16 protein-coding genes are annotated in these 24,989 nt (G+C 70.2%); 10 read left to right on the forward strand and 6 right to left on the reverse strand.

Annotated elements, in window-relative coordinates; genetic code table 11:
* Window positions 1–181 precede the first annotated feature (181 nt).
* Both lacZ and LX88_RS29695 read right to left on the reverse strand, forming a co-directional pair.
* A complete protein-coding gene (gene lacZ, locus LX88_RS29690; RefSeq protein ID WP_258951067.1) occupies window positions 182–3,907 on the reverse strand; it encodes a beta-galactosidase, LacZ type in 3,726 nt (1,241 codons plus the stop codon).
* A gap of 334 nt (window positions 3,908–4,241) precedes the next feature.
* On the reverse strand, window positions 4,242–4,979 hold the full coding sequence (locus LX88_RS29695) for a FadR/GntR family transcriptional regulator (RefSeq protein WP_258951068.1): 738 nt from the start codon (window positions 4,977–4,979) through the stop codon (window positions 4,242–4,244).
* Between the two features lie 223 nt (window positions 4,980–5,202).
* Between LX88_RS29695 and LX88_RS29700 the strand changes: the two genes are divergently transcribed.
* Window positions 5,203–6,642, forward strand: a complete 1,440-nt coding sequence (locus tag LX88_RS29700) for an RICIN domain-containing protein (protein ID WP_258951069.1) — start codon at window positions 5,203–5,205, stop codon at window positions 6,640–6,642.
* Window positions 6,643–6,653: 11 nt separating this feature from the next.
* On the opposite strand, the gene LX88_RS29705 is transcribed toward LX88_RS29700, so the two are convergent.
* A complete protein-coding gene (locus LX88_RS29705; protein ID WP_258951070.1) occupies window positions 6,654–7,547 on the reverse strand; it encodes a cellulose binding domain-containing protein in 894 nt (297 codons plus the stop codon).
* A 205-nt stretch (window positions 7,548–7,752) separates the two neighbouring features.
* Window positions 7,753–8,754: a LacI family DNA-binding transcriptional regulator gene (locus tag LX88_RS29710; RefSeq protein WP_258951071.1), complete on the reverse strand. Its 1,002-nt coding sequence runs from the start codon at window positions 8,752–8,754 to the stop codon at window positions 7,753–7,755.
* 212 nt (window positions 8,755–8,966) lie between these two features.
* Between LX88_RS29710 and LX88_RS29715 the strand changes: the two genes are divergently transcribed.
* A complete protein-coding gene (locus tag LX88_RS29715; RefSeq protein ID WP_258951072.1) occupies window positions 8,967–9,998 on the forward strand; it encodes a LacI family DNA-binding transcriptional regulator in 1,032 nt (343 codons plus the stop codon).
* Between the two features lie 150 nt (window positions 9,999–10,148).
* Window positions 10,149–10,838, forward strand: a complete 690-nt coding sequence (locus LX88_RS29720; RefSeq protein WP_258951073.1) for a GH12 family glycosyl hydrolase domain-containing protein — start codon at window positions 10,149–10,151, stop codon at window positions 10,836–10,838.
* 4 nt (window positions 10,839–10,842) lie between these two features.
* Here LX88_RS29720 and LX88_RS29725 read toward each other — a convergent pair whose 3' ends face one another.
* Window positions 10,843–11,820, reverse strand: coding sequence for an acetylxylan esterase (locus tag LX88_RS29725; protein WP_258951074.1), 978 nt, complete (start codon window positions 11,818–11,820; stop codon window positions 10,843–10,845).
* A gap of 33 nt (window positions 11,821–11,853) precedes the next feature.
* Entirely contained in the window at window positions 11,854–14,676 is a 2,823-nt protein-coding gene (locus LX88_RS29730) for a glycoside hydrolase family 3 C-terminal domain-containing protein (protein ID WP_258951075.1), read from the reverse strand.
* A 160-nt stretch (window positions 14,677–14,836) separates the two neighbouring features.
* Between LX88_RS29730 and LX88_RS29735 the strand changes: the two genes are divergently transcribed.
* Genes LX88_RS29735 through LX88_RS29765 form a run of 7 tightly spaced genes read left to right on the forward strand, consistent with a single transcriptional unit; the run spans window position 14,837 to window position 24,983 of the window.
* Entirely contained in the window at window positions 14,837–16,519 is a 1,683-nt protein-coding gene (locus LX88_RS29735; RefSeq protein ID WP_258951076.1) for a type 2 periplasmic-binding domain-containing protein, read from the forward strand.
* 59 nt (window positions 16,520–16,578) lie between these two features.
* Window positions 16,579–17,472: an ABC transporter permease gene (locus LX88_RS29740; RefSeq protein ID WP_258951077.1), complete on the forward strand. Its 894-nt coding sequence runs from the start codon at window positions 16,579–16,581 to the stop codon at window positions 17,470–17,472.
* Between the two features lie 5 nt (window positions 17,473–17,477).
* Window positions 17,478–18,446 carry a carbohydrate ABC transporter permease gene (locus tag LX88_RS29745; RefSeq protein ID WP_258951078.1) on the forward strand — a complete coding sequence of 323 codons (969 nt, stop codon included), beginning with the start codon at window positions 17,478–17,480 and terminating at the stop codon, window positions 18,444–18,446.
* Between the two features lie 6 nt (window positions 18,447–18,452).
* Entirely contained in the window at window positions 18,453–19,481 is a 1,029-nt protein-coding gene (locus LX88_RS29750) for a LacI family DNA-binding transcriptional regulator (protein ID WP_258951079.1), read from the forward strand.
* Window positions 19,482–19,519: 38 nt separating this feature from the next.
* Complete coding sequence (locus LX88_RS29755) at window positions 19,520–21,556, forward strand: glycoside hydrolase family 31 protein (protein WP_258951080.1); 2,037 nt, start codon at window positions 19,520–19,522, stop codon at window positions 21,554–21,556.
* The gene (locus LX88_RS29760; protein WP_258951081.1) at window positions 21,553–23,532 is read left to right on the forward strand and encodes a beta-galactosidase; all 1,980 of its coding nucleotides are present in this window, start codon (window positions 21,553–21,555) and stop codon (window positions 23,530–23,532) included. Before LX88_RS29755 ends, LX88_RS29760 begins: the two co-directional genes overlap by 4 nt.
* Entirely contained in the window at window positions 23,529–24,983 is a 1,455-nt protein-coding gene (locus LX88_RS29765) for a glycoside hydrolase family 43 protein (RefSeq protein ID WP_258951082.1), read from the forward strand. The genes LX88_RS29760 and LX88_RS29765 overlap by 4 nt, the downstream gene beginning before the upstream one ends.
* Window positions 24,984–24,989: the final 6 nt, after the last annotated feature.

A 24,989-nucleotide genomic window follows, 5' to 3' on the forward strand; every position in this document is an offset into this window, starting at 1 on the left:
GCCGGTAGTTCGCTGAAATCCGCTGGCAGACACCGTGATCGATTCACCCTACGTCGCCCCGGCGGGGCGGGGGACAGGGCCGTTCGGAGCAACGTGCGAAAAGAACTGTCCGTTCAGGACGGAACGGGAACAGCGCGCCGGAGGGGAAGGCGGTGGCCTGCCGGCCACCGCCTCCGAAGTCCTAGAGCCGCTGGAGCCCGAACCGCTGGTTGAGCCCGCTTCCCGTGGTCCACTGCGAGATGCGCGCGCCGTCGGCGGCCGAGGCCTCCCACACGTCCATCGAGAGCCCGCTCTGCCTGTTGACCAGGCTGATCACGCCGAGACCGTGGTCCACCACCCGCCACTGCTGTGCGGCTGAGTTCGAGTCGGGCTGCTGCGTGACGTCCGCGCCGGTGCCGGTGCCCGCGACCTGGAGCACGAGGCCGCTGTGGCGTGCCCGGACGCGGTAGTGGCCGCTGCCGGAGTCGAGGAAGTCGAACACCTGGTTCAGCCCGCCCGTGGCCGTCCACTGGATGGCGTTGGCACCGGCCGACGCGGAGCCGCCGTTGATGTCGACCAGCTTGGAGCTGTGCTGGGCGACGAGCCGGTAGTCCACCCCGGTCTGCACCGGGCCGGTGCCACCGCCCGCCGTGCCGACCGGCTTGCGGGACAGGGTCTGCGCCTCGGCGAGGTTCGGGAGCGGCCGCAACCGGTACGTGTAGGTGTAGTCCCGGTTGGGGAAGAGCTTGTAGGTGTCGAGGGGGTGCGCGCCCCAGCTGTCGTTGCCGCCGATGCCGGTCTGGCGCAGGTTCAGCCGCAGCACCACGTCCTGCCGCCGGGTCAGCTGGTAGTCGTGCCGGACACCCTTCGAGAGGTCCTCCGGCGTGAAGTACGACGCGTTCACCTCCAGCAGCGGTTCGCCGTAGGCGAGCAGGCCGCGGCCGCTGCCGTTGACGAGGGCGATCCACCGGACGTCGGTCTTGTTGCCGTTCTCCTGCGGCCGGATGTAACCGGTCCACTGCTCGGCGACGGTCGAGGAGTGCACGCCGACGTCGGAACCCGTCTTGCGGTCCCAGTGGTTCTCGTGCGGACCCCTGCCGTGGAAGCGGATCCGGGAGAGTTCGCCGGGCAGGAACAGCATCGTGCCCACCTCGGGGATGTACGGCAGGCTCGGCGAACCGGGGTGCAGCGTGTTGTCGACCTTGATCTCGCCGTTGCCGTAGACCGTGTACGTCGTCGAGTAGGTGGACACCGTGCTGGTGGGCAGGGTGCCGCTGACGGTGATCCGCGCCGCGCGGTCGGACGGCCGGTCGAGCGTCACGCGGGACACCGTCCGGTTGGCACCCGCGTTGCGCCACGTGCCGTTGCGGTTCGGATGGCCGTTGCCCACGTCGTTGTCGGTCGGTGCCCGCCAGAAGTTGGGCTGGGGACCGGAGTTCAGCAGCCGCATGCCCATCGCGTCGTAAGCGGTGATGAGCCCCGACGCCTTCGCGATGACCACGCTGAAGTCCTGGCCCGTGACGGTGATGCGGTCGCCGGTCTCGGTCGCCGTCAGCACCGGCACCGACGTGACGGGCGTCGGCACGACCGGAGGGCTGCCGAGGTCGATCGGCAGCTGCTGCTTGGCCACCTCGAAACCCGCCTCCGCCCACCGCGTCGCGGTCCGCAGCCGGAAGGACAGCTGCAGGAAGTGCTCCTCACCCGGTGCGGGGTCGGCAGGGCGCTGGACGGGCAGCTGCACCGTCCTGCTCGACAACGGCGGCACGTCGAGCTGCGCCGCGGTGAGCTGTCCACTTTGGATGACGACGCCGTCGGCTAGCAGGGACCAGCTGCCGGTGAACTCGCCGACGTTGGTGAACAGGTTCTCGTTGGTGATCCGGACCGTGCCGGCCGCACCCGCGTTCGCGACGTTGATCGCCTGGTAGACCTGCTTGACCTCGACGGCCTTGCCGCTGATCCGCCGGTCGGCCGTGACGATGCCGTCGGCGCAGAACGCCCCGTCGTTCGGGTTGTCGCCCCAGTCGCCGCCGTACGCGAGGTACGTGGTGCCGGACTGCGTCCGCCACGTCAGGCCCTGGTCGGCGAAGTCCCAGATCCAGCCGCCCTGCAGGACCGGGTTGGCCCGGATGATGTCCCAGTACTCCTTGAAGTTGCCGGTGGAGTTGCCCATGCTGTGGGAGTACTCGATCATCACGTACGGCCGGGTGTCGTTCGTGTCCCTCGCCCGGTTCTGCACTCCCGCCGGGCTTTCGTACATGGCGGACCGGATGTCGCTGACCTGCGGGCGGTTGTCGCCCTCGTACTGGATGATCCGGGTGGGGTCGGCCGCGCGGATCCAGTCGCGCATGGCCACGAAGTTGCTGCCGCCGCCCGCCTCGTTGCCGAGCGACCACATGATCACCGAGGGGTGGTTCTTGTCGCGGTGCACCATCTGGGCCGCGCGGTCGAGCACGGCCGAGGTCCAGTCGGCCTTCGAGGCCGGGTAGTTGTCGCGGATCCCGTGGGTCTCGAGGTTGGCCTCGTCCACGACGTAGAGGCCGTACTCGTCCGCGAGGTCGTACCAGGCGGTGTTGTTGGGGTAGTGCGACGTCCGCACGGAGTTGATGTTGAGCTGCTTCATCACCGTGATGTCGCGGACGAGGTCCTCACGGGTCAGGGCGGTTCCCCGGTCCGGGTGCATCTCGTGCCGGTTGGTGCCGCGCAACGACACCGGCTGGCCGTTGATCCGCATCAGGCCGTTGCGGAGGGCGAACTCGCGGAACCCGACGCGTGCCGACACCGTCTGGACGACCGCGCCCGCCGGGTCGCGCACGGTGAGCACGGCGGTGTAGAGGTTCGGGTGCTCGGCCGACCAGAGCCTCGGCCCTGTCACCGCCTTCGAGCCCCGCGCGGTCGCCTCCTGGCCGGGGGAGGGTGAGTTCACGCTCGTGCGCAACGGTTCCGGCCACACGGGCTGCCGGTTGTGGTCGTACAGCTGCGTTTCCACGGTGAACGTGCCCGCCTGCTGGCCGCCGCTGTTGCGCAGGCTCACCGCTACCGCGAGGTCCGCGTTGGTGTAGTTGTCCCGCAACGGCGTGGTGATCGTGAAGTCGCGCAGGTGCACCGCGGGCAGCGAGTAGAGGAACACCGGCCGGAAGATCCCGGACAGCCGGATCATGTCCTGGTCCTCCAGCCACTCCCCGTCCGGGTACTTGAAGACCTCGACGGCGAGCAGGTTCGAGCCCGCGCGGACGTGGTCGGTGACGTCGAACTCCGACGGCGTGTACGACCCTTCGCGGTACCCCACCTTCGTGCCGTTGACCCACAGGTAGAAGCCGGACTTCACGCCCTCGAAGTGCAGCAGGACCCGCCGCCCCTGCCACGAGGACGGGAGCGTGAACGTGGTGCGGTACTGGCCGACCGGGTTGACCCGCGACGGCGCGAACGGCGGCTGCGTGTTCTCGTTCTGGCCGTTGGCGCCCCACCACGGGTAGGTGATGTTGAGGTAGATCGGGAAGTCGTAGCCGTGCAGTTGCCAGTTCGACGGCACCGGGATGGTCGCCCAGCCGCTGTCGTCGACGTCGGTGCGCCAGAAGTTCAGGTCGCGGTCGGCGGGCCGGTTGGCGTACTTGAACCGCCACCTGCCACTGACGTCCAGCCGGAACGGCGAGTTCGTGCGGTCCAGCGCGAGCGCCTGCTGCAGGTCGGCGTAGGGCATCAGGGTGGCGTGCGCCGGTTGGGCGTTGACCGCGAAGATCCCCATGTTGTTGTTCCACTCGGGGAAGCCGTTGGGCGGGTCGGGCCACGCCGCCGCGGCCGGGAGCGGAGCAGCGGCCGCCGGTGTGGCCAGGCTCGGCACGGCGAACGCCGCGAGTCCTCCGCCGAGTAGCGTCCGTCGGCGGATCCTGCGCCGGTGCGGCGTCAGGTTCTCGTCAGGGGTGGTGGACAAGGTGCTCTCCTAGCCGGTCAGGGCGGTGGCGAGCGATCCGACGCGCCGCCGCGGGGCTGGACTGCCGAACATCGCGACCCCGGTCCCGGTGAGGGCGGGAGTTGCTCGAGCTCACGGCACGACTCGCGTCTGCCGATGCCCGGTGCCGGCGGCGGTGCGGCGATCCGGGACGGTCCTCAGTGGACGGTCTGCTGCCGTGCGGGCACGGCTCGGTGACCGGTGTTCCGGCGAATGGCTGGAGGTGCGGCAGTGCCGGGATGGATCAGTTTTCAGTGCGACACATCACACCGAACATCGTGAAGGTTGTAGCACACATCCGGAAGACCGGTCCAGGTCAGCCGAATACCCGGCGCTGGATCTCCCGGCGGTAGTCCTCGAGGGTCCGGTCCACGTGCGCGGCGGCCGCGACGGCGGCGGCCTCCGGATCGCCCCGCCGGATGGCCTGGTAGAGCGCGGCGTGCTCGTCGACCGCCTCCGCGGTGTGGCTGCCCACCTCGCCGTGCATCCCGATGATGTTGGACTGGCGCTGCAGCCGGCGCGCCTCGCGCACCGCCGCGACGAGGAACTGGTTGTGCGAGGCGGCCGCGACGGCCGTGTGGAAGTCGTCGTCGCCCTGGTCGAACAGCGCGGCCTGACCGGTGAGGTGACCTTCCCGGCACAGCTCGGCGGCGGTCTCGATGGTGTGCAGTTCGGCGGGGGTGGCGCGGGTCGCGGCGTACCTCGCGGCCGCGGTCTCCTGGACCCGGCGGAACTCGAAGAGCATGTAGACGTGGTCGAGGTCGGTGGGCAGGAAGAAGCCGCCCCACCGGGACGCGCCGAGCATCCCCTCGTCGTTGGCGACGTAGAGCCCGCGGCCCTTGTGCGCGCGCACCCTGCCGAGCGCCGAAAGGATCTTCACGGCCTCCCGCACGACGGTCCGGCTGGTCCCCATGCGGGCGGCCAGCTCGTTCTCGGTCGGCATGCGGTCGCCGGGGCGCAGCTCCAGTTCGGCGATGAGCTCCAGGATCTTCTCCGCCACGACCTCGTAGCCGGGCCGGTAGGCGGGCGGTGCGTACGCGGCATCGGCATCCACCGGACGGCTCCTTCATGAGTAGGACTTTTTCCCGTCGAACGAGGATACACGCGGGGGTCGAACGAGCAGGCAAACCCGTCGAACGCAAGGTCAACGCCGTCCAAGGTCAAGATCTCCCGCCAAGCCAGGGCGAAGAATAAGCATGCTCATTTCCTTGACGGTGCCTCTGCCAGGCTGCCATGGTCCCACCGGGCACGGGTGACACGACGTAGTGGAGCAGCCGATGAGTCGTTGGAAAGCGCTTACCGCCTTGCGGTTGCTGATGTCGCTCCTGATCGCCACGGCACTGGCGACCGCCGTCCCGTCCGCTGCGCAGGCGTCCACGAGTCAGTTCCGGGGCGTGAACTGGGCCGACCAAAGGGACAACTTCGTCAACGGCGTGCTGTACCCGTCCGGGCTCAGCGCGTCGGACACCTACTCCTCGGCGGCCGTCGTCGCGGACCGCGTGGTGGGACAGCTGTACTCGCTCACCGGCGCCAACACGGTGCGGATCCCGATCAACGAGCCGACCGTGACCAACTACTGGGGCACCTACACCGGGGCGATCGACACCGCGCTGGGCAAGGGCAACGTGCTCTTCGCGTACTGGGCGCACACCGGTGGCAGGCCGCAGAACCAGGCCGCCTTCGAGAGGATGTGGGACACCGTCGTCGCGAAGTACGGCACCCACCCCAACGCGTACTTCGAGGTCATCAACGAGCCGCACGGCTACAGCACGACCGACCTCAACAACATGTACAACTCCTGGCTGACCAGGTACTCGGCGGTTCCGCGCGGCAGGGTGGTCCTCGACGGCGCGGGTCTCGCCCAGAACGTCCCCGCGGTCGGCGGCGACAGCAGGCTCAACGGCACGCTGCTCGCGGTGCACGACTACTCGTTCTTCGCCGGGTACGAGAGTGAAACCCAGTGGGCGGACCACATCGCGAGCTACATCGGTGCCTACGCGAGCCGCACCATCGCCACCGAGTGGGGTGGCGCGATGGGGCCGGGCACCAAGAACGGCGTGTACTTCGACCCGGTCGACTACAGCGTCCCGAGCGGGTCGTACATGGCCGACTACGTCCGGGGCGTCAGCGCGAAGCTGCACAGTCTCGGCATGGGCAGCGTGTACTGGCCGGGACTGCGCGACGGCGACTGGTACAGCCTGACCACCAGGAGCGGCAGTGGTCCCGGCACGTCGCTGTCGCTGACGAACAACTCGGGGTTGCAACGGCTGCGCTACGCCTGGGGACTCGGCGGCACCAGCGCCGAGGTCACCGCGATCCGCAACGTCGGGACCGGCTGGTACGTCGACGGCCTCGGCAGGACCACCGAGTCCCCGGCAGGACAGGGAACCGGCGGCGCGGGCGCGGGCCAGCGGTGGGTCGTCGAGAACTCCGGTGCGCACGTCCGGTTCAGGAACGCGACCACCGGCCTGTACCTCGACGGCTCGGGCCGCACGGCCAACGGCTCCGACGCGGTCCAGCGCGCCGGGAGCACCGCCACCAGCCAGCAGTGGACGGTGCTGACCGGCACCAGCAGGGGCAACGACGTGCGCATCAGGAACCGCGCCACCGGCCTGTACCTGGACGGCATGGGTCGCACCTCGACCGCCGCGAGCCTCGGCCAGTGGAGTGACAGCAACAGCGTCAACCAGCAGTGGCGGATCGTCGCGGCGGGCTGACCGCGCCTGCCTCAGGCGAGCGAACAGGCGTGTCCGTTGAGGGTGAAGGCGCGGGGCGTGGTGCTGCTGCCGGACGCGGTGAAGCCCATCAGCACCGACTCTCCCGCCGGAATCGCGACGTTGTACGGCACGGCGGTCGCGGCGACGTCCCTGCCCGTCTGGCGCTGGGTCGCGTTCCACATCTCGGAGACCGTCTGCCCGCCGGCGAACGTCCACCGCAACGTCCAGCCGTTGACCTCCGCGGCACCGGTGTTGCGGAGGGTGACGTCGGTGCGGAAGCCGCCCTGCCAGGTGTGGGTGACGACGTAGGCGACCGAGCACCCGGTCACCGGCTTCGGTGCGGGCGGGGCGGCGGGCGCGGCCGGGGTGGTGGGAACCGGCGTCGCGGTGGTGCTCGGAGCGACGCAGGGCGGACCCCACCGCCCGAGCCGCTTGGTGGACGCGGACGTCTCCGCCTCCACCATCGCGCGGTCGTCCGGGTTCTCGCCGCGCGTCATGCCCATCTCGACGGCGAGCAGCGCGTAGTCGGTGCCGTCCGCCAGGCGCAGTGACACCACCGGTTCGCCGTCCGGTGTCCGCTCGACCGGCTTCTCGAGCAGCATCGTCTTCGCGAACGTCGTCGACGCGTCGGCCCAGCACGCGTCCGCGGCGCCGAGACCCTTGATCCGCACCTCCTCACCGTCGGAGAGCCGCACCGTCCGGACGTCCACGACGTTCTGGACGGTCGAGGAGTACGCGGTCTTGAGCGGCGGCTCGATGATCGAGGGGAACGCGGGCGGCGTCGTGGTGGCGACCGGTGGTGCCGGCTCCCCGCCGCAACCGGCGACACCGATCAGCAGAACCGCGGCGATCGCCGGCCACCTGGTCGCCGGAGCGGGCCGTGCGTCGCCTCGTGATCGTGTCATTGGTCCTCTGCGGGGATGCGGCGAACACCAGCAGGCGTACGCCCGAACGGTCGATGTGATCCCGGGAGGCTACGACCTTTCGGAGGAACACGGAAGATCTTCCGCGTCGACGAAAAGTGTTCTTCGACGCTTTTCAGTCGAATTTCCGTCGAACGCGAGGCGCGCGGGAAAATGGTGAACAACGTTTCCGGCGGCGACGCGAGGTTCAGCGGACGGCGGTGCTGCCGCGATCGGTGAGCTGCGGCTGGAGGAGCCGCACCTCGGGCGCGAGCTCACGGCCCAGGCGGGCGATCACCATCTCGACGGCGATCGCGCCGAGTTCCTGCGCGGGAACGGCGATCGAGGTGAGCGGGACGGGCAGGGCCGCCGCGACGTCGTCCGGGCACAGCGTGATCACCGACAGGTCGCCGGGGACGTCCAGCGACCGGCGCCGCAGCTCGAGAAGCAACGGGCCGAGGACCGCCTCGTTGTGCACCACCAGTCCGGTGGTGCCCCTGTCCGGGTGCAGCACGTCGTCCAGGCATTCGGACACCGCGTCGTACCCGGCCGCGCACGAGTGGACCGAGGCGAGCAGACCGCGTTTGGCGGTCTCGCCCTGGAACCCGGACAGCAGCCGCGCGGCGAAGCTCGTGCCGCGCTGGTAGACCGGGGGAGGTGAGCCGATCAGCGCGATCGAGCGGTGGCCGCGATCCGCCAGGTGGCCCGCCATCTGCCTGCCGGCGGAGGCGAAGTCGAGGTCGAGGCAGCTCAGGCCCTCGTGGTCGTCCGGCATGCCGAGCAGGACCACCGGCGCGTCGACGTCGCGCAGTTCCGGCACGCGCGGATCCGCGCTCTCGACGTCCATCACGATGATCGCGTCCGCCATGGACCGCGCGATGACGCGGTGGGCCTCGCCGGGACCCGCCTCCTTGGTCAGCAGCAGCACGTCGTAGTCGTGGTCGCGGGCGCGTGCCACGATCGACGACACGAACCGCATGATGATCGGCATGTTCTGGTCGGAGTGCAGCGGCACGACCAGGCCGACCACGCGCGACCGGTTCGAGGCGAGCGCCCGCGCCCCGGCGTTGGGGTGGTAGCCGAGGGCCGCGATGCTCTGCTCGACGCGGCGCTTGGTCGCCTCGGAGATGCTGCGCTTGCCGCTCAGCACGTACGAGACCGTGCTCATCGAGACGCCGGCGTGGTGGGCGACCTCCTTGATCGTGATCATGCCCGCCCTTCGCACCGGTTCGTCGCGAGCATCGTAGTGCGTGAGAGGGGTGTGGTCGAACAGCTGTCGAACACCGCCGCGACAATGGTCGAACTCGTCGAACAGGTGCAGCGTGCTTGACGTGCGGGTTTCGCCTGTGTCACATTCTGAAACCACGTTCGAAGCGCTTCGATTCAATTCTGCTCAGGCGCTGCGGGACCGGAGGTGTCGGCGTGGTCACCATTGTGGACGTGGCGAAGCACGCGGGTGTCGCGCCCAGCACGGTCTCCTACGTGCTGACCGGCAAACGCCCCGTTTCGGCCGAGACCAGAATGCGGGTGGGCGAAAGCATTCGGCAGCTCGGCTACCAGCCGCACTCCGGAGCGCGGGCGCTGGCCGGCAGCCGGACGAACGTGCTGGCCCTCGTCCTGCCTCTGCGGGAGGGCGTGCACCTGCCGGTGGTCATGCGGTTCGCCTCCTCGGTCGTCACCACCGCCCGCGAGCACGACATGGACGTGCTGCTGGTGACCGCGGACGAGGGCGCCGCCGGGCTCCGGAGAGTGGCCGGCACCGCCAGGGCGGACGGGTTCCTCGTGATGGACGTCGGGCTGGACGACGAGCGGGTGCCGGTGCTGCGCGACCTCGGCCGCCCGGCCGTCCTGCTCGGGCATCCCACCGTGGCGAACGGTCTGACCTGCGTCGACCTGGACTTCGAGGCGGCGGGCGCGCGGTGCGTCGACCACCTCGTCGAGCTCGGGCACCGCGCCATCGGCTTCCTCGGGGCGCCGGGGGCGGTCTACGCGCGCAACACGGGGTTCGCGCAGCGCACCCTCGCGGGGTTCAGCGCCGCGGCCATGCGGCGCGGGGTCGCCTCGACCGCCCTGCCCGCCGAGCGGCACCGCGACGCCGTGCGCGCCGTGGTCGGGACGCTGCTCAGAGAGCTGACGCGGATGACCGCGCTGGTCGTGCACAACGAGGCGGCGCTCGGCTGGGTCGTGGAGTGCCTGCGTGCCGAGGGACGCCGGGTGCCGGAGGACGTCGCGGTGGTCGCGATCTGCCCGGACGAGCTCGCCGAACAGTTGCGGCTGACCTCGGTGCAACTGCCCGCCGACGTGCTGGGACGGCGCGCGGTCGAGCTGCTGGTGGCCAAGCTGAACGGCCAACGGCCTCCCGCGCTCACCCTGCTGCCGCCGAAGCTGTTCAGCCGGACGGGTCACGCCGCTCCCAGACTCGTGGTGGCCCGCCCGCCCCAGCAGGCCGGCTGAGCCGCGAATCGGATTCGAAGCGGCATTCTTCATCGAATTTTTTCGCTCGGGTGTGTTCGATGATTTCGATGTTAGGTTGAATTCAACGAACCGCTTCGGCTCTCGGGCGGTGCGAATTCCGTTCAATGGTGTGCGGAAGGAAAAACAAGGATGAAAATCGTGCGTGCGCTTGTTGTCGTGCTGGCCGCTGTCCTGACGGTTCCCCTGGGAGCCGGCACCGCGACCGCCGCGGCCTGGAGTTCCTCGGACAGGTGGGGAACGTGGTCGAACGGCGGCTACACGGTGCGCAACAACATCTGGGGCAGCGGGTACGGGCCGCAGACGGTCTGGGCCAACTCCTACAGCAACTGGGGCGTCTGGGCGAACCACCCCAACACGGGCGGGATCAAGTCGTACCCGCACTCGGAACGGCAGGTGAACCGGCGGCTCAGCTCACTCGGGAGCCTGTCGAGCAGCTTCAACGTCTCCTACCCGAGCTCCGGCGCCTACACGACCGCCTACGACATCTGGGCGGACGACCACGCCTACGAGATCATGTTGTGGATGAACAAGGTCGGCCCCGTCGGTCCGATCGGGGCGCGGGAGACGACGGTGTCGGTCGGCGGTCACACCTGGGACGTCCACCGCGGCTCGAACGGCTCGAACCAGGTGTTCTCGTTCGTCCGCACGTCCAACACCGGGTCCGGCACGGTGAACGTCAAGGCGGTGATGGACTGGATCCGCAACCGCGGCTGGTTCGGTGACGTCACGGTCGGCTCCGTCCAGTTCGGCTACGAGATCACGTCGTCCAGCGGCGGTCTCAACTTCACCACCAACAGCTACTCCGTCTCCTTCGGCTGACCGGTCACGGTGCCAGGGCCCGGTCGCGCAGCCACTGCAGCTGCGTGGCCGGGTTGGACCCGTATCCGCCGCCGTGGTCGGCGAACGGCCACACGGTCATCGTCCGGTCCTCACCCGCGTAGTGGTTGAAGGCCGCGTACACAGTGGACGGTGGACAGATCGGGTCCATCAGCCCGACGCTGAACAACGCCGGTGCCGTCGCCCGTTGCGCGAAGTGGACACCGTCGAAGTAGGACAGCGTGGTGAAGGCCGGCTCCACGCCGTGCCTGCTGTGCCACCGCAGGTACTCCGCGATCTCCACGTACGGGCCCTCGCCGCACAGCTCGGCCCCGCGCCGGAAGTGGCACAGGAACGGCACGTCCGGCAGTGCGGCCGCGACGCGGTCCCGCGCCAGCCCGGCGACGGCGATCGTCAGGCCTCCGCCCTGGCTGCCGCCCGCGACGACCACCCGTTCCGGGTCCACGCCCGGCAGGTGCGCGACCGCGTCCACGGCGCGGACGCAGTCGGTCATGAGGCGGCGGTAGTAGTAGTCGTCCGGCGAGTCGATGCCCCGGGTCATGAAGCCCTTGACCCACTGGGTGCCGCCGCCCGCCACGAGGTCCGGGGTGTCGTGGCCCTGGCCGCGGCTGTCGACCACGAGCTGGGCGTACCCGGCGGCGGACCACAGCAGGTGGTCGGTGGGCAGGCCGCGACCGCAGCTGTAGCCCATGTACGTGACCACGACGGGCAACGGGCCGTCGCTGCCGCGCGGGCGCAGCAGCCAGGCCGCCACCGGCTCGCCGCCGAAACCGGGGAACCGGACGTCGGCGACCTCGACGGTGCGCAGCAGGTGCCGGTCGGTGACGTCGGTGACCTCCACCGCGCCACCGGCCGAGCGTGCCTCGGCGATGGTCCGCTCCCAGAACTCGTCGAAGTCCGGCGGTGCCTGCATGTCCGGGCGGTAGACGACGAGTTCGTCGAGCGGGGCGTCCGTCAGCGGCATCGAGGCTCCTTCAGGCGGGTCGGCGTGCGGATCTCATTCTGCGGCGGAGAAGCGGAAGGACGTGAGCCGGAAGGAGCCGTGCAGGACCACCTGCAGGTCGTGGACCCCGGTCACGGGTGAGGGCAGTGCCGCCGAGATGGTCGTCCACTCGTAACGGCCGCCGGTGGCCGGCACCGCGAGCTCCGCCAGCACTCTCTCGTCCGTCCTGAACTCCAGTCGTGCCAAGGGGTCCTCCGACGAGACCTCCGCCTCGACGCGGACCGCGCCGGACAGGTCGGTCCGCGCGAACCGCAGGGTGGCCGGCCGGTCGGCGTCGGCGGAGGTGACCGCGTCACCGGTCACGCGCGTCGCGTCGACGAGGGTCACGTTGTCGTAGTCGTCGAAGTCGGCGGCGATCACGTGGCGGCCGGCGCGGGGAGAGGGAGCCGGTCCCACCACCGTGAGCGGGGCGGTGAGCACGACGTCCCCGGCGGAACGGGCGACGAGGACCTCGTAGGCGCCGGGATCCACCGCGAACGCGCCGGTCGCGACGTCCCAGTGGGCGAGCCGGTCCAGGGGCAGCCGGAAGGACAGCACCCTGCTCTCACTCGGAGCCAGCGCGACTTTGCGGAAGTCGGCGAGCCGTAACAGCGGTGCCTCGTACCGCGCCCCCAGTGCCCGGACGTAGAGCTGGACGACGTCGCTGCCGGGCCTGGTGCCGGTGTTGGCCAGCGTCACCGAGAGGTCGATGGCGCTGCCCGGGGTGGCGGTGTCCGACGACAGGATCAGGTCGCGGTGGGCGAAGCCGGTGTAGGAGAGGCCGTGGCCGAACGGGTACAGCGGCGCGGCCCGGTGGTACTGGTAGGTCCAGCCCGCCTTGATGATGTCGTAGTCGAGCGGGTTCGGCAGCGCGTCCCGGCCGCGGTACCAGGTCTGCGGCAGGCGCCCGCCGGGATCGGCCTCGCCGAGCAGGACGGCGGCCAGCGCCCTTCCCGTCTCCTGCCCGCCATGGGACGTCCACATCACGGCGGGCAGGTGCTCGTCCGCCCAGTCCAGGGCGTAGGGGTAGCTGCTCATCACGACCAGCGCCGTCTCCGGCCGGACCTCCGCGACCGCGCGCAGCAGTGCGTCCTGGGCTGCCGGGAGCCCGATTCCCGTGCGGTCCTCGGTCTCCCGTCCGTGGATCAGCGGGTGGTTGCCGAGGACCACCACGGCGACGTCCGCCGACAGCGCGGCGGCCAGCGCCTCGGCGGTGCCGTCCCGCAGGACCTCGCGCTCCCAGCGTTCGGCGGCGTCGGCGGACTGCGCGGTGACGGTCACCCGGCCGTCGACCGGGTCGACGACGGCGTACCGGCCCGTGAGCACGTTCTGCAGCAGCACCGAGTCCTCGACGGGCACGAGGCGGAACGTCTCGCGGACCTCCCAGCTCTTGATCCGCTCCTGGTCGGCGGCCAGCGAGGTGTCCTGCAGGCTCAGGTAACGCCCGGACTCCACCGATCGCAGCGTCAGCACGCCGTCGCCCCAGTCGACGACGTCGAACGGTGTCTTGCCCAGCAGTTCGCCGCTCGTTCGCGAGCGCAGCGCCACCCGGTCGGAGCCGTCCGCGACGACCACCTCGCCGCTCTCGCCCAGGACGGACCGGAGTCCACTCGCGACGGTCACCTCGTACGGAAGCGTGCCGCTGTACCAGTCCTCGCACACCATGTCGGCGAGCGGGCCGATCACGGCGATCCGCGGCGTGCTGCCCGCGTCGAGCGGGAGCAGTCCCTCGTTGCGCAGCAGCACGACCGACTCCGTCGCGGACCGAAGCGCGAGCGCGCGGTGTTCGGCGGAGCCGATGACCTCGGGACCGATGGTGGCGTACGGGTCGAGATCGGGGTCGAACTCGCCGAGGCGGAAGCGGATCTCCAGCTGCCGGCGCACCGCGCGGTTCACGTCCTCCTCGTCGATCAGGCCGCGTTCCAGCGCTTCGCGGAGCCTGCCGATCGGGACGGCGCTGTCCTGCCCGTGGTCGGTGAAGCTGTCGATGCCCGCCTTGAGCGCGGCGGCGTGGGACTCGGCGTGGTCGTCGAAGTAGTGCTCCGGGTCCACCAGGTTGGACGGCGCCTCCGCGTCGCTGACCACGAACAGCTCGTGCCCGGTCGGCTCGGCCCAGCGGCGCAGTTCCGTCCCGATGAGCGGCGTGACGTGGCACGGGCGGCCGTTGACGAGGTTGTAACCGGCCATGGCGCCGGTGGCGGCGCCCGAGGCGACCACGGGGCGGAACGCCGCGAGGTCGTACTCCTGCAGCACGCGCGGGCGCAGCCCGGAGGAGGTGACGCAGCGGTCGTCCTCGTTGTTGTAGGCCAGGAAGTGCTTGAGCACCGGGGCCGTGCGCAGGAACCGGTGGTGGTCGCCGGTGAGGCCGCGGCAGAACGCCGTGCCGATCCGCGCGGTGTGCACCGGGTCCTCGGAGTAGCCCTCCTCGTTGCGGCCCCAGCGCGGGTCGCGCAGCAGGTTCAGCACCGGAGCCCACGCCTGCAGGCTGTTCCTGCCCGTGCCGACCGCGGCCGGGCGGTGGTAGTGGAACGCCCTCAGCTCGACCGAGGTGGCCTCGGCGACGCGGCGCACCAGCTCCTCGTCCCAGGTCGCGCCCAGGCCGACCGCCTGGGGGAAGACGGTGGCGGGGCCCAGCCACGCGACGCCGTGCAGCGCCTCCGACCCGGTGCGGAACAGGTCCACGCCGAGGCGGGGCACCGCCGGTGAGTACTGGTGCAGCATCGCGATCCGCTCGTCGAGCGTGAGGCGCGCGAGGAGATCGTCGATGCGCTTGCGCGTCGGCAGCGCGGGGTCGCGAAAAGGCAGCCGGTCAACGGCGGGCACGGACTCGGAAACCACGTGGTGACCCCTCAGCTCAGAGCTAGCGTTGAAGCGTTTCGACGGTGTCACGCAGTGGTTTCTGCTGTCAACGGTCTTGTTTCATGCGACCTGCGTCACTAACCTCCCCGGCATCTGTTTAAGCGCTTCGACACTTCAACGATGAAGGATCGGTTCCGCCATGGGCAACGAGTTGAACCGCAGAAGCTTCCTGAACGCCGCCGTCTCGGCGGCAGGGCTCGTCGCGATGGGGCCACTGCTGTCCGCCTGCGGAAGTGGCCCGGCGCAGCGGGCCGGAGTCGGTTCGGAAGCAGCTCTCAAGGCCGTGTTACCGGCTTACGTGCCGAACACGTCGATCAAACCGGACATCCCGTCCATCGCGGGCGGCCCCGACGTGATGACGAACCCGGGCTTCCTCAGCTACCCGGCGAACCGGGTCGCGACGGTGTCCGGCATCCCGGGCAAGGGCGGCACGTACTCGGCGGTCACGCCGCTGTGGGGGACCATCCCGCCGGCCGACAACGCGTTCTACGCGGCCATGAACAAGGCGCTGGGCGTCCAGCTGGAGATGAAGCCGGCGGACGGCAACAACTACAACACCATCATCCCGACGATGACCGCCTCGAAGCGGCTGCCGGACTGGATCCAGCTGCCGACCTGGTGGAACTCCCAGATGAACGTCGGCGGGCTGGTGGGGAACCAGCTCGCGGACCTGACGCCCCACCTGTCCGGCGACAACATCAAGAAGTACCCCAACCTCGCGGCCATCCCGACCGCCGCGTGGCGCACCGGCGCGTGGGGCGAGAAGCTGTACGGGATCCCCTCCTTCGCCACCGGTTTCCAGATCGCGGGCACGCTCTACTTCCGCCGCGACGTCTTCGACGCCAAGGGCATCACCGCCGACCAGGTCAAGTCCGCCGACGACCTGATGAAGCTCGGCAAGGAGCTGACCGACGCCAAGAACGGCGTGTGGGCCTTCGACGACGTCTACCGCTACCTCTACACCTCCTTCGGCGCGCCGCTGAAGTGGCGGGTGGACAACGGGAAGCTGGTCCACCTGTTCGAGACCGAGGAGTTCTACGCGGCGCTCGACTGGAACAACCGGCTCGCCGCCGCCGGCTACGTGCACCCCGACGCGCTGGCGGGGGACAACGCCAACGGCAACACCCGGTTCTTCGGCGGGAAGACGCTGATCTCCAGTGGCGGCACGGGGACGTGGAACCTCGCCGACCTCCAGGCGGGCAGGGCCGCCGACCCGGACTACCGGCGCGGGGCGTTCAACATCATCGCCGCCGACGGCAAGAGCACGCCGCGGGTCGACATGGGCGCGGGCGCCAGCATCATGAGCTACCTCAACATCAACATGAAGCCGGAGCAGATCGAGGAGTGCCTGGCCGTCGCGAACTACCTCGCGGCGCCGTACGGCTCCGCCGAGTTCACGATGGTCAACTTCGGCGTCGAGGGCACCCACTTCACCATGGTCGACGGGGTTCCGACGGCCACCGAGGCCGGCAAGAAGGAAGTCCAGGCGCAGACCTACCCGTTCCTGGCCGCCCCCGCCGCCGTGGTCAACAGCCCCGGCGTCGAACTCGTCACCAGGGACTACACCTCCTGGCAGGCCGCCAACGTGAAGGCGCTGGCCAAGCCGGTCTTCTGGAACATGAACATCAGCATGCCCCAGGCGCAGGCCACGGCGGACGCCGGCCAGCAGGTCGAGGACGCGATGAGGGACTGCATCCACGGCAAGAAGTCGGTGGCCGAGGTGAAGGAGGCCGTGGCGAGCTGGAAGACCAGTGGCGGCGGCGACAAGCTGATCCAGTGGACCAATGACAACGTCCTGCAGAAGCACGGCACCGGGCAGTGACCACGGCGACCCCGACGCGGCCGGACCGCGGGACACGACCGGCGCGGCAGAGCTGGCGGGTGAGGTTGCGCCGCGACCGGTCGCTGGTCCTGATGACGCTGCCCGCCGTCGTCCTGCTGCTGGTCTTCAACTACGTCCCGCTCTTCGGGCTCGTCACCGCGTTCCAGGAGTACGACCCGCTGGCCGGGATCTGGTACAGCACGTGGGCGGGACTCGACCAGTTCCAGCGGCTGTTCGGTGATGCGAACTTCTGGAACGCGGTGCAGAACACGCTGTACCTGAGCTTCGTCCAGCTGGTCCTGTTCTTCCCGGTGCCGATCGCGCTGGCGCTGCTGCTGAACTCGGTGCTGTCGCTGAGGATCCGCAACTTCATCCAGTCGGTCGTCTACCTGCCGCACTTCTTCTCGTGGGTGCTGGCCATCACGATCTTCCAGCAGATGCTCGGCGGCGCGGGCGCGCTCAACCACTTCCTGCGCAACAACGACGTCGGTACCTGGGACGTCATGACGAACCCGGACACCTTCGCGCTGCTGGTCTCCGCCCAGGTGATCTGGAAGGAGGCGGGCTGGGGGATCATCGTCTTCCTGGCCGCGCTCGCCGCCATCAACACCGACCTCTACGAGGCCGCGGCGGCGGACGGCGCCGGGCGGTGGCGGCGGTTGTGGCACATCACCCTGCCCGGCCTGCGCGGCGTCATCGTGCTGATGCTGGTGCTGCGCCTGGGCAACGCGCTGACCGTCGGCTTCGAACAGTTCCTGATCCAGCGCAACGCCGTCGGCTACGACACGGCCGACGTGCTGGACACCTTCTCGTTCTACTACGGCATCGCGACCGGCGACTACAGCTACGGCGCGGCGGCGGGCCTGTTCAAGAGCGTGATCTCACTACTGCTCATCTGGGGTGCGAACAAGCTGGCGCACGCCTTCGGCGAGGACGGGTTGTACCGGAGGTGACCGACATGCTCACGATCGAACGCACGCTCGAGGCCGCGGACACTCTTGCACCGCAGGCGGTGCGCAGGAAGAAGCGGAACCCGCGACCGGCGTGGGAGGAACCGCCGACGGTCGGCGGCGAGGCCGTCAAGGGCCTCACGCTAGGCGTTGTGCTGCTGGTGATGGTGGTGCCGTTGTGGATCATCGTGGTGACCAGCCTGTCCACCCAGGGGGCGGTCAACCGCGCCGGTGGTCTCGTGCTCTGGCCCGATGGCGTGACGTTCGAGGCCTACCGGGTGATGCTGGAGGACACCACGGTGCGCACCGCACTGCTGGTGAGTCTCGGCATCACCGCGATCGGCACCCTCGTGTCGATGGCGGTCTCGGTCATGTGCGCCTACGGCCTGTCCCGCTCACGCTCGTTCGCGCACCGCTTCCTGCTGACTCTGTTGATCGTCACGATGTTCGTCAACGGCGGCCTGATCCCCACCTTCCTGGTCGTCACCGGCCTGGGCGGCTACGGCCAGTGGTGGTCGCTGATCCTGCCGAGCGCGATCTCCGTCTTCAACATCCTGATCCTGCGGTCGTTCTACTCGAGCACCTCGGCCGACCTGATCGAGGCCGCGCGGATCGACGGCGCGGGGGACTGGCGGATCCTGTGGTCCATCGTGCTGCCGACCTCGCGCGCGGTGACCGCGGTGATGGCGCTCTTCTACGGCGTCGGCTACTGGAACTCCTTCTTCAACGTCATGCTGTACATGCCGACGGACAGCGAGAAGTGGCCGCTGCAGTACGTGCTCTACACGTACGTCAACCGGGGCAACGGCATGCCGGGCTCGGTGAACTCGGGCTTCGGCACCGCGTTCTCCCAGACGGCACCGCTGTCGCTGCAGATGGCCGTGGTGGTGCTGACGCTCGTGCCGTTGCTCATCGTTTACCCGTTCGTGCAGAAGCACTTCCGCACGGGCGTCCTGACCGGCGCGATCAAGGGCTGAACATCCATGGTGACCATTGCCGACGTGGCCAGGCATGCGGGCGTGTCGTCCAGCACGGTGAGCTACGTGCTCAGCGGCAAGCGCGCGATCTCCGAGGAGACCCGCCGCCGGGTGCGGAGCTCCGTGCAGGTGCTCGGGTACCACCCCAACGCCGGTGCGCGGGCGCTCGCCGCGCGGCGGTCGCACATCATCGCGCTGATGGTGCCGTTGCGCACCGACGTCTACGTCCCGGTCATGATGGAGATCGCGATCGCGGTGACGACGGCGGCCCGTCAGCACGGGTACGACGTCCTGCTGATCACCAACGACGAGGGGCCGGACGGGGTCCGCAGGATCGCCGCCAGCGGTCTGGCGGACGGCCTGATCCTGATGGACGTCGAGCTGGACGACGAGCGCATCCCGGTGCTGCGCGCGCAGGGCACCCAGGCCACGCTCATCGGCCTGGCCGACGACGCGCGCGGACTGTCCTGTGTGGACCACGACTTCGTCGCGGCCGGCGCGTTGTGCGCGGACCACCTCGCCGATCTCGGTCACCGCGAGATCGCGTTCATCGGTTACGGCTCCGGGGTCTACCACCGGCACGCCGGGTACGCCGAGCGCACGCTCGCCGGGTTCCGGGACAGGGCGGGGCAGCGCGGTCTGCGCTTCCTGCACCGCACCTGCGAAGGCACCTACGAGAGCACCGCGGGCACCCTCGCCCGTGTCCTGGCGGACCGTCCCGGCACCACCGGGTTCGTGGTGCAGAACGAGGGCGCGATCGGACCGTTGCTCACCCTGCTGCGCACCAGCGGGCGGACAGTCCCCGAGGACGTCTCGGTGATCGCGTTGTGCCAGGACCAGCTCGCCGAGCAGTTCGCGCCGAGGCTCACGGCGGTGACCGGGTCCGCGCAGGAGCTGGGCCGGGTCGCCGTGGAGCAGATCGTCGGCAGGCTCGCCACGTCGAACGACGGCGGCCGTCCGGACGACGACCGGGCGCTGCTCACTCCGACGCTGACCGTGCGCGAGAGCACGGGACCCGCGCCACTGCTGCCCTGACCTTCTCCGCACTCATCCAGAACGTGAGGAGCTTCCGCATGCCCCAGTACTTCCGAGACCTCGGCACCGCGCTCGAATGGCGGGCCAGGGGCGAGACGCTCCGAGTCGAGGCGTGGGGTTCCGACGGGGTCCGCGTGCGCGCCACTCCGGCCGGTCCGCTGCTCGACGACCTGCCCGGCGCGTTGCTCGGCACGCCACCGGACGGCGGCGCGGTGGAGGTCAAGATCTCCGAGCACCACGCCACCCTCGTGCACGGCGCGCTCACCGTGCGGATCGACGCCGGCACCGAAGGCGGCCTGACCCCGGAACTGGGGGCGACCGCGGGCACGCTGACGTTCAGCAGGACCGAGGACGGCACCGAGCTCCTCGCGGAGGAGCCGGCCCACTTCTGGTGGCCGGGGCCTCGTCTCGCCACCGCGACGGGCAACGGCCACCACCGGCTGGAGCAGCGTTTCCGCGCCTACCCAGGGGAACGGCTCTACGGTCTCGGCCAGCACACCCACGGCATGCTCGACCAGAAGGGCGCGGTCATCGACCTCGTCCAGCGCAACGCCGAGGTCACCATCCCGTTGCTGGTCTCGGACCGCGGTTACGGCCTGCTGTGGAACTCGCCCGCGATCGGACGGGTGGAGCTCGCGGAGACCGGCACGCGCTGGGTGTCCGACAGCGCCCGCCAGATCGACTACTGGGTCACCGCGGGCAAACCGGCGGACGTGCTGCGGCACTACGCCGACGTGACGGGGCACTCGCCGGAGCTTCCCGAGTGGGCGTCCGGTTTCTGGCAGTGCAAGCTGCGCTACCGCACCCAGGACGAACTGCTCGAGGTCGCTCGCGAGTACCGGCGGCGCGGGCTGCCGTTGTCCGTGATCGTCTGCGACTTCTTCCACTGGACCCACCTCGGCGAGTGGAAGTTCGACCCGGCCGAGTGGCCCGACCCGGCGGCGATGGTCCGCGAGCTGGACGAGATGGGCGTCAAGCTGATGGTCTCGGTCTGGCCCTCGGTCAGCCCGGCCAGCGAGAACTACCACCCCATGCTGAACCAGGGCCTGTTCGTGGGCACCGAGTTCGGTCCGACGGCCCACGCCGACTGGCCGGACAAGGGGCTCGGCGCCTACTCCGCCCAGGTGGCCTTCTACGACGCCACGAACCCCGAGGCGCGCGAGTACGTCTGGGAACGGATCCGGCGCGGCTACCACGACCTCGGCATCTCCGTGTACTGGCTGGACGCCGGCGAGCCCGAGCTCAAACCGGGCCACCAGTACAACCTGCGCTACCACGCGGGTCCCGGCCTGGAGGTCGGCAACCTCTACCCGCGCGAGAACGCCCGCACCGTCCACGACGGACTGCGCGCGGCGGGGGAGACCGAGATCATCTCGCTCAACCGCTCCTCGTGGGCGGGCGCGCAACGGTATGGCGCCGCGCTGTGGTCCGGCGACATCGGCACGGACTTCGCCACGTTGCGCACGCAGATCAAGGCCGGGCTGAACGTGATGATGTCCGGCATCCCCTGGTGGACGACGGACATCGGCGGTTTTCACGGCGGCGACCCGGACGATCCCGCCTACCGCGAGGTCCTCGTGCGCTGGTTCCAGTACGGCACCTTCTGCCCGCTGTTCCGCCTGCACGGCTTCCGCGGCGACGAACAGGTGCTGGAGCCCGCGATGACCGGACTGGCCAACGAGGTCTGGTCCTACGGCGAGGAGGCCTACGAGATCCTCGCCGGGCACCTGCGGCTGCGCGAACGCTTGCGCCCCTATGTGATGGAGCAGATGCGCACGGCCTCCGAGACCGGTGTGCCGCCGATGCGGCCGGTGTTCCTGGAGTTCCCGGACGACCCGGCGGCGTGGCAGGTCGAAGACGCCTTCCTGCTCGGCCCCGACCTGCTCGTGGCGCCGATCACCGAGGCAGGTGCCCGTGAGCGCGACGTCCACCTGCCCGCCGGCGCGCGGTGGACCGACGCGTGGACCGGCGAGGAGCACGAGGGCGGGCAGACGGTCACCGTCGCGGCACCGCTCGACCGCATCCCGTTGTTCCTGCGCGACGGCGCCCGGTTGCCCGTGCGGGAGGAAGCGTGATCGCGGATCGGCTGGGCGGCCTGGCTTTCGGCGGCGACTACAACCCCGAGCAGTGGGACGAGCGGGTGTGGAAGGAGGACGACGAGCTGATGCGCGAGGCCGGGGTCAACCTGGCCACGGTCGGCGTCTTCTCCTGGGCCCTGCTGGAGCCGGAGGAGGGCCGCTACGACTTCGCGTGGCTCGACGCGCACCTGGACCGCCTGCACGCCAACGGGGTCGCGGTCGACCTGGCCACGCCGACGGCCTCCCCGCCGCCGTGGTTCACGCTGGCCCACCCGGACGCCATGCCGGTCACCCCCGACGGCACCAGGCTCGTGCACGGCAGCCGCGACACCTACTGCCTCAGCGCCCCGGCCTACCGCGCGGCGGCCCGGCGCATCGCCTCCGCGCTCGCGGAACGCTACGGCGACCACCCGGCGGTCGCGTTGTGGCACGTGCACAACGAGTACGTGACGTTGTGCTGGTGCGAGCACACCGCCGCCGCGTTCCGGGTCTGGCTGCGCGCCCGGCACGGCTCGCTGGACGCGCTCAACGAGGCGTGGGGAACGGCGTTCTGGAGCCAGCGGTACGGCAGCTGGGAACAGGTCCTGCCGCCGCGCGCCACCCAGTGGCACCGCAACCCCGGCCTCACGCTGGACTTCAGCCGGTTTTTCTCCGACGAAGTGGTCGCCGCCTACTCCGAGCAGCGGGACGCGATCCGCGCGCACAGCGACCGGCCCGTGACGACCAACATGATGCAGCCCGGCTACCAGAACGTCGACCTGTGGGCGCTGAGCCGCGAGGTCGACCTGGTCGCGATCGACCACTACCCGGACCGGCCGGGCCTCGACGCCGCGGCGGACGTGGCGTTCGCCGCGGACCGCGCCCGCTCGTTCGGCGGCGGCAGGCCGTGGCTGCTGATGGAACAGGGCACCAGCACCGTCTACGAGCAGGGCCGGACGCTGGCCAAGGAACCCGGCGAGATCCTGCGGCACTCCCTCGGCCACATCGCGCGCGGCTCGGACGGGGCGCTGTTCTTCCAGTGGCGCCAGTCGAAGGCGGGCGCCGAGCAGTGGCACTCGGCGATGGTCCCGCACGCCGGCCCGGACAGCCGGGTCTTCGCCGAGGTGAAGGCGACGGGCGAGGCCGTGTCCCGGCTCGGCGGTCTCGCGGGCTCGACCGTGACCGCCGACGTGGCCGTGCTGCACGACTCCGACGCCTGGTGGGCGATGAACTCGGACGGCCTGCCGTCGTCCGAACTGAGCTACCACTCCGCGCTTCGAAAAGCGCATCGGGCGCTGTGGGACAACGGGGTCGTCACCGACTTCGCGCACCCGGAAGCGGACCTGAGCCGGTACCGGCTGGTCGTCGCCCCGGCGCTGTACCTGCTCTCCGACGCGGGCGCGGAGAACCTGCGCCGGTACGTCGTCGACGGTGGATCGCTGCTGGTCCAGTACTTCAGCGGGGTCGTCGACAGCCGCGCGCACGCCCGGCTCGGCGGCTACCCGGCCGCTCCGCTGCGCGAGGCACTGGGCATCCGGGTCGAGGAGTACCGGCCGCTGCGGCACCAGGAACGGATCGTCCTCTCCGACTCCTCGCACGGCACGGTCTGGAGCGAGTCGGTGCGGACCCAGGGCGCGGAGACCATCGCCGCCTATACCCACGGCGCACTCGCCGGTTCTCCCGCACTGACCCGGAACCACTGCGGCGCGGGCGATGCCTGGTACCTGTCCACCCGGCTCGACGACGCGGACTACACAGCCTTGATGTCCCGGCTGCTGGAAGCCGCCGGTGCCGGACCGGTTCTGCCCGGCCTGCCACCCGGCATCGAGGTCGTCGTTCGGCGGGGAGAGGACGGCCGTCGCTGGCAGTTCGTGCTCAACCACGGCGCCGAACCCGTGCCGCTGCCCGATGCCGTTCACGACGTGCTGAGCGGCGGACCGGTGCGGGAGCTGCCGGCCGGCGGATGCGTTGTGCTGGGAGGAAGTCCGCTGTGATCCCCGTGATCCCGGGAATGCACCCCGATCCGAGCGTGTGCCGGGTGGGGGAGGACTACTACCTGATGTGCTCCAGTTTCGAGTACTTCCCCGGCATCCCGGTCTTCCACAGCCGGGACCTCGTGCGGTGGAACCAGATCGGCAACGCCCTGGAGCGCCCGAGCCAACTGCACCTCACCGCGGAGACACCGTCGTCGGCTGGGATCTACGCACCGACGCTGCGCCACCACGACGGCCGGTTCTGGCTGATCGTCACGAGCGTGAGCCACGGTGGCGGCAACATGGTGTTCACCGCCACCGACCCGGCCGGTCCGTGGTCCGACCCGGTCGTGCTGCCCGGAGTCGCCGGCATCGATCCCGACCTGGCCTGGGATGAGGACGGCAACTGCTGGTGCACGGTGGCCGGGGTGCGGCAGTACCGCATCGACCCGGTGACCGGTGAGACGTTCGGCGAACCGCGACGGCTGTGGTCCGGCACCCCCGGCGCCAAGGCACCGGAAGCGCCGCACCTGTACCGGATCGGTGACCGCTGGTACCTGCTGATCGCCGAGGGCGGCACCGAACGCGGTCACGGCGTCTCGATCGCCCGTGCCTCGAGGCCGGACGGCCCGTTCGAACCGTGCCCCGCCAACCCGGTACTGAGTCACCGCAGCACCGACGAGCGCGTCCAGAACACCGGTCACGCGGATCTGGTGCAGGCGCCGGACGGCGCGTGGTGGATGGTGCTGCTCGGTGTGCGGCCCGGTGGCGGCACCCCCGGCTGGCACGTGCTCGGCCGGGAGACCTTCCTGGCACCGGTGACCTGGACCGACGGCTGGCCGGTGGTCGGCGAGCTGGTGCCCGGTGAGCCCGGTTTCCCTGCGCCGGAACGGGATGACTTCGACCTCACCGAACTGCCGCCGTCGTGGATCTCCGTGCGCGACCGCTCCGAGCAGTACTGCACGACGAAGGAACGCGCCGGCTGGCTCACGCTGCACGCCCGCGGGTCCGGAATGGACGATCCTGCCGTCGTGTTCGCCGGGCGGCGCCAGCAGCACCTGTCCTGCCTCGCCCGCACGCTGCTCGACCCGGCGGAGGGCCGCGGCGGCCTGGCGGTCCGGCTCGACGAGGAACACCACTACGAGATCGAGGTCGCGTACGGGGAGGTGCGGGTTCTCGCCCGTGTCGGACCGGTGAGCGCCGTGGTCGCGTCCCGGCCGATACCGGAAGGGCCGCTGGTGCTGGTGGTGCGGGTCGACGAGGCACGGACGCTGCGAGACGCGCGCTCTGGGCCCGACACGCTGACGTTCGGCGTGGAGGAGCCCGGCGGCACCTTCAGCGCGCTCGCCACGCTCGACGGCAAGTACCTCTCGACCGAGGTGGCCGGTGGGTTCACCGGCCGCGTCATCGGCCTGTACGCCGCGGCCGGGACCGTCCACTTCGACTGGTTCGAGTACCAGCGGCTCAACTGAGAGCGA

Origin of the sequence: Lentzea californiensis, from assembly GCF_024648825.1 — a bacterium.
GTDB lineage: Bacteria > Actinomycetota > Actinomycetes > Mycobacteriales > Pseudonocardiaceae > Lentzea > Lentzea californiensis.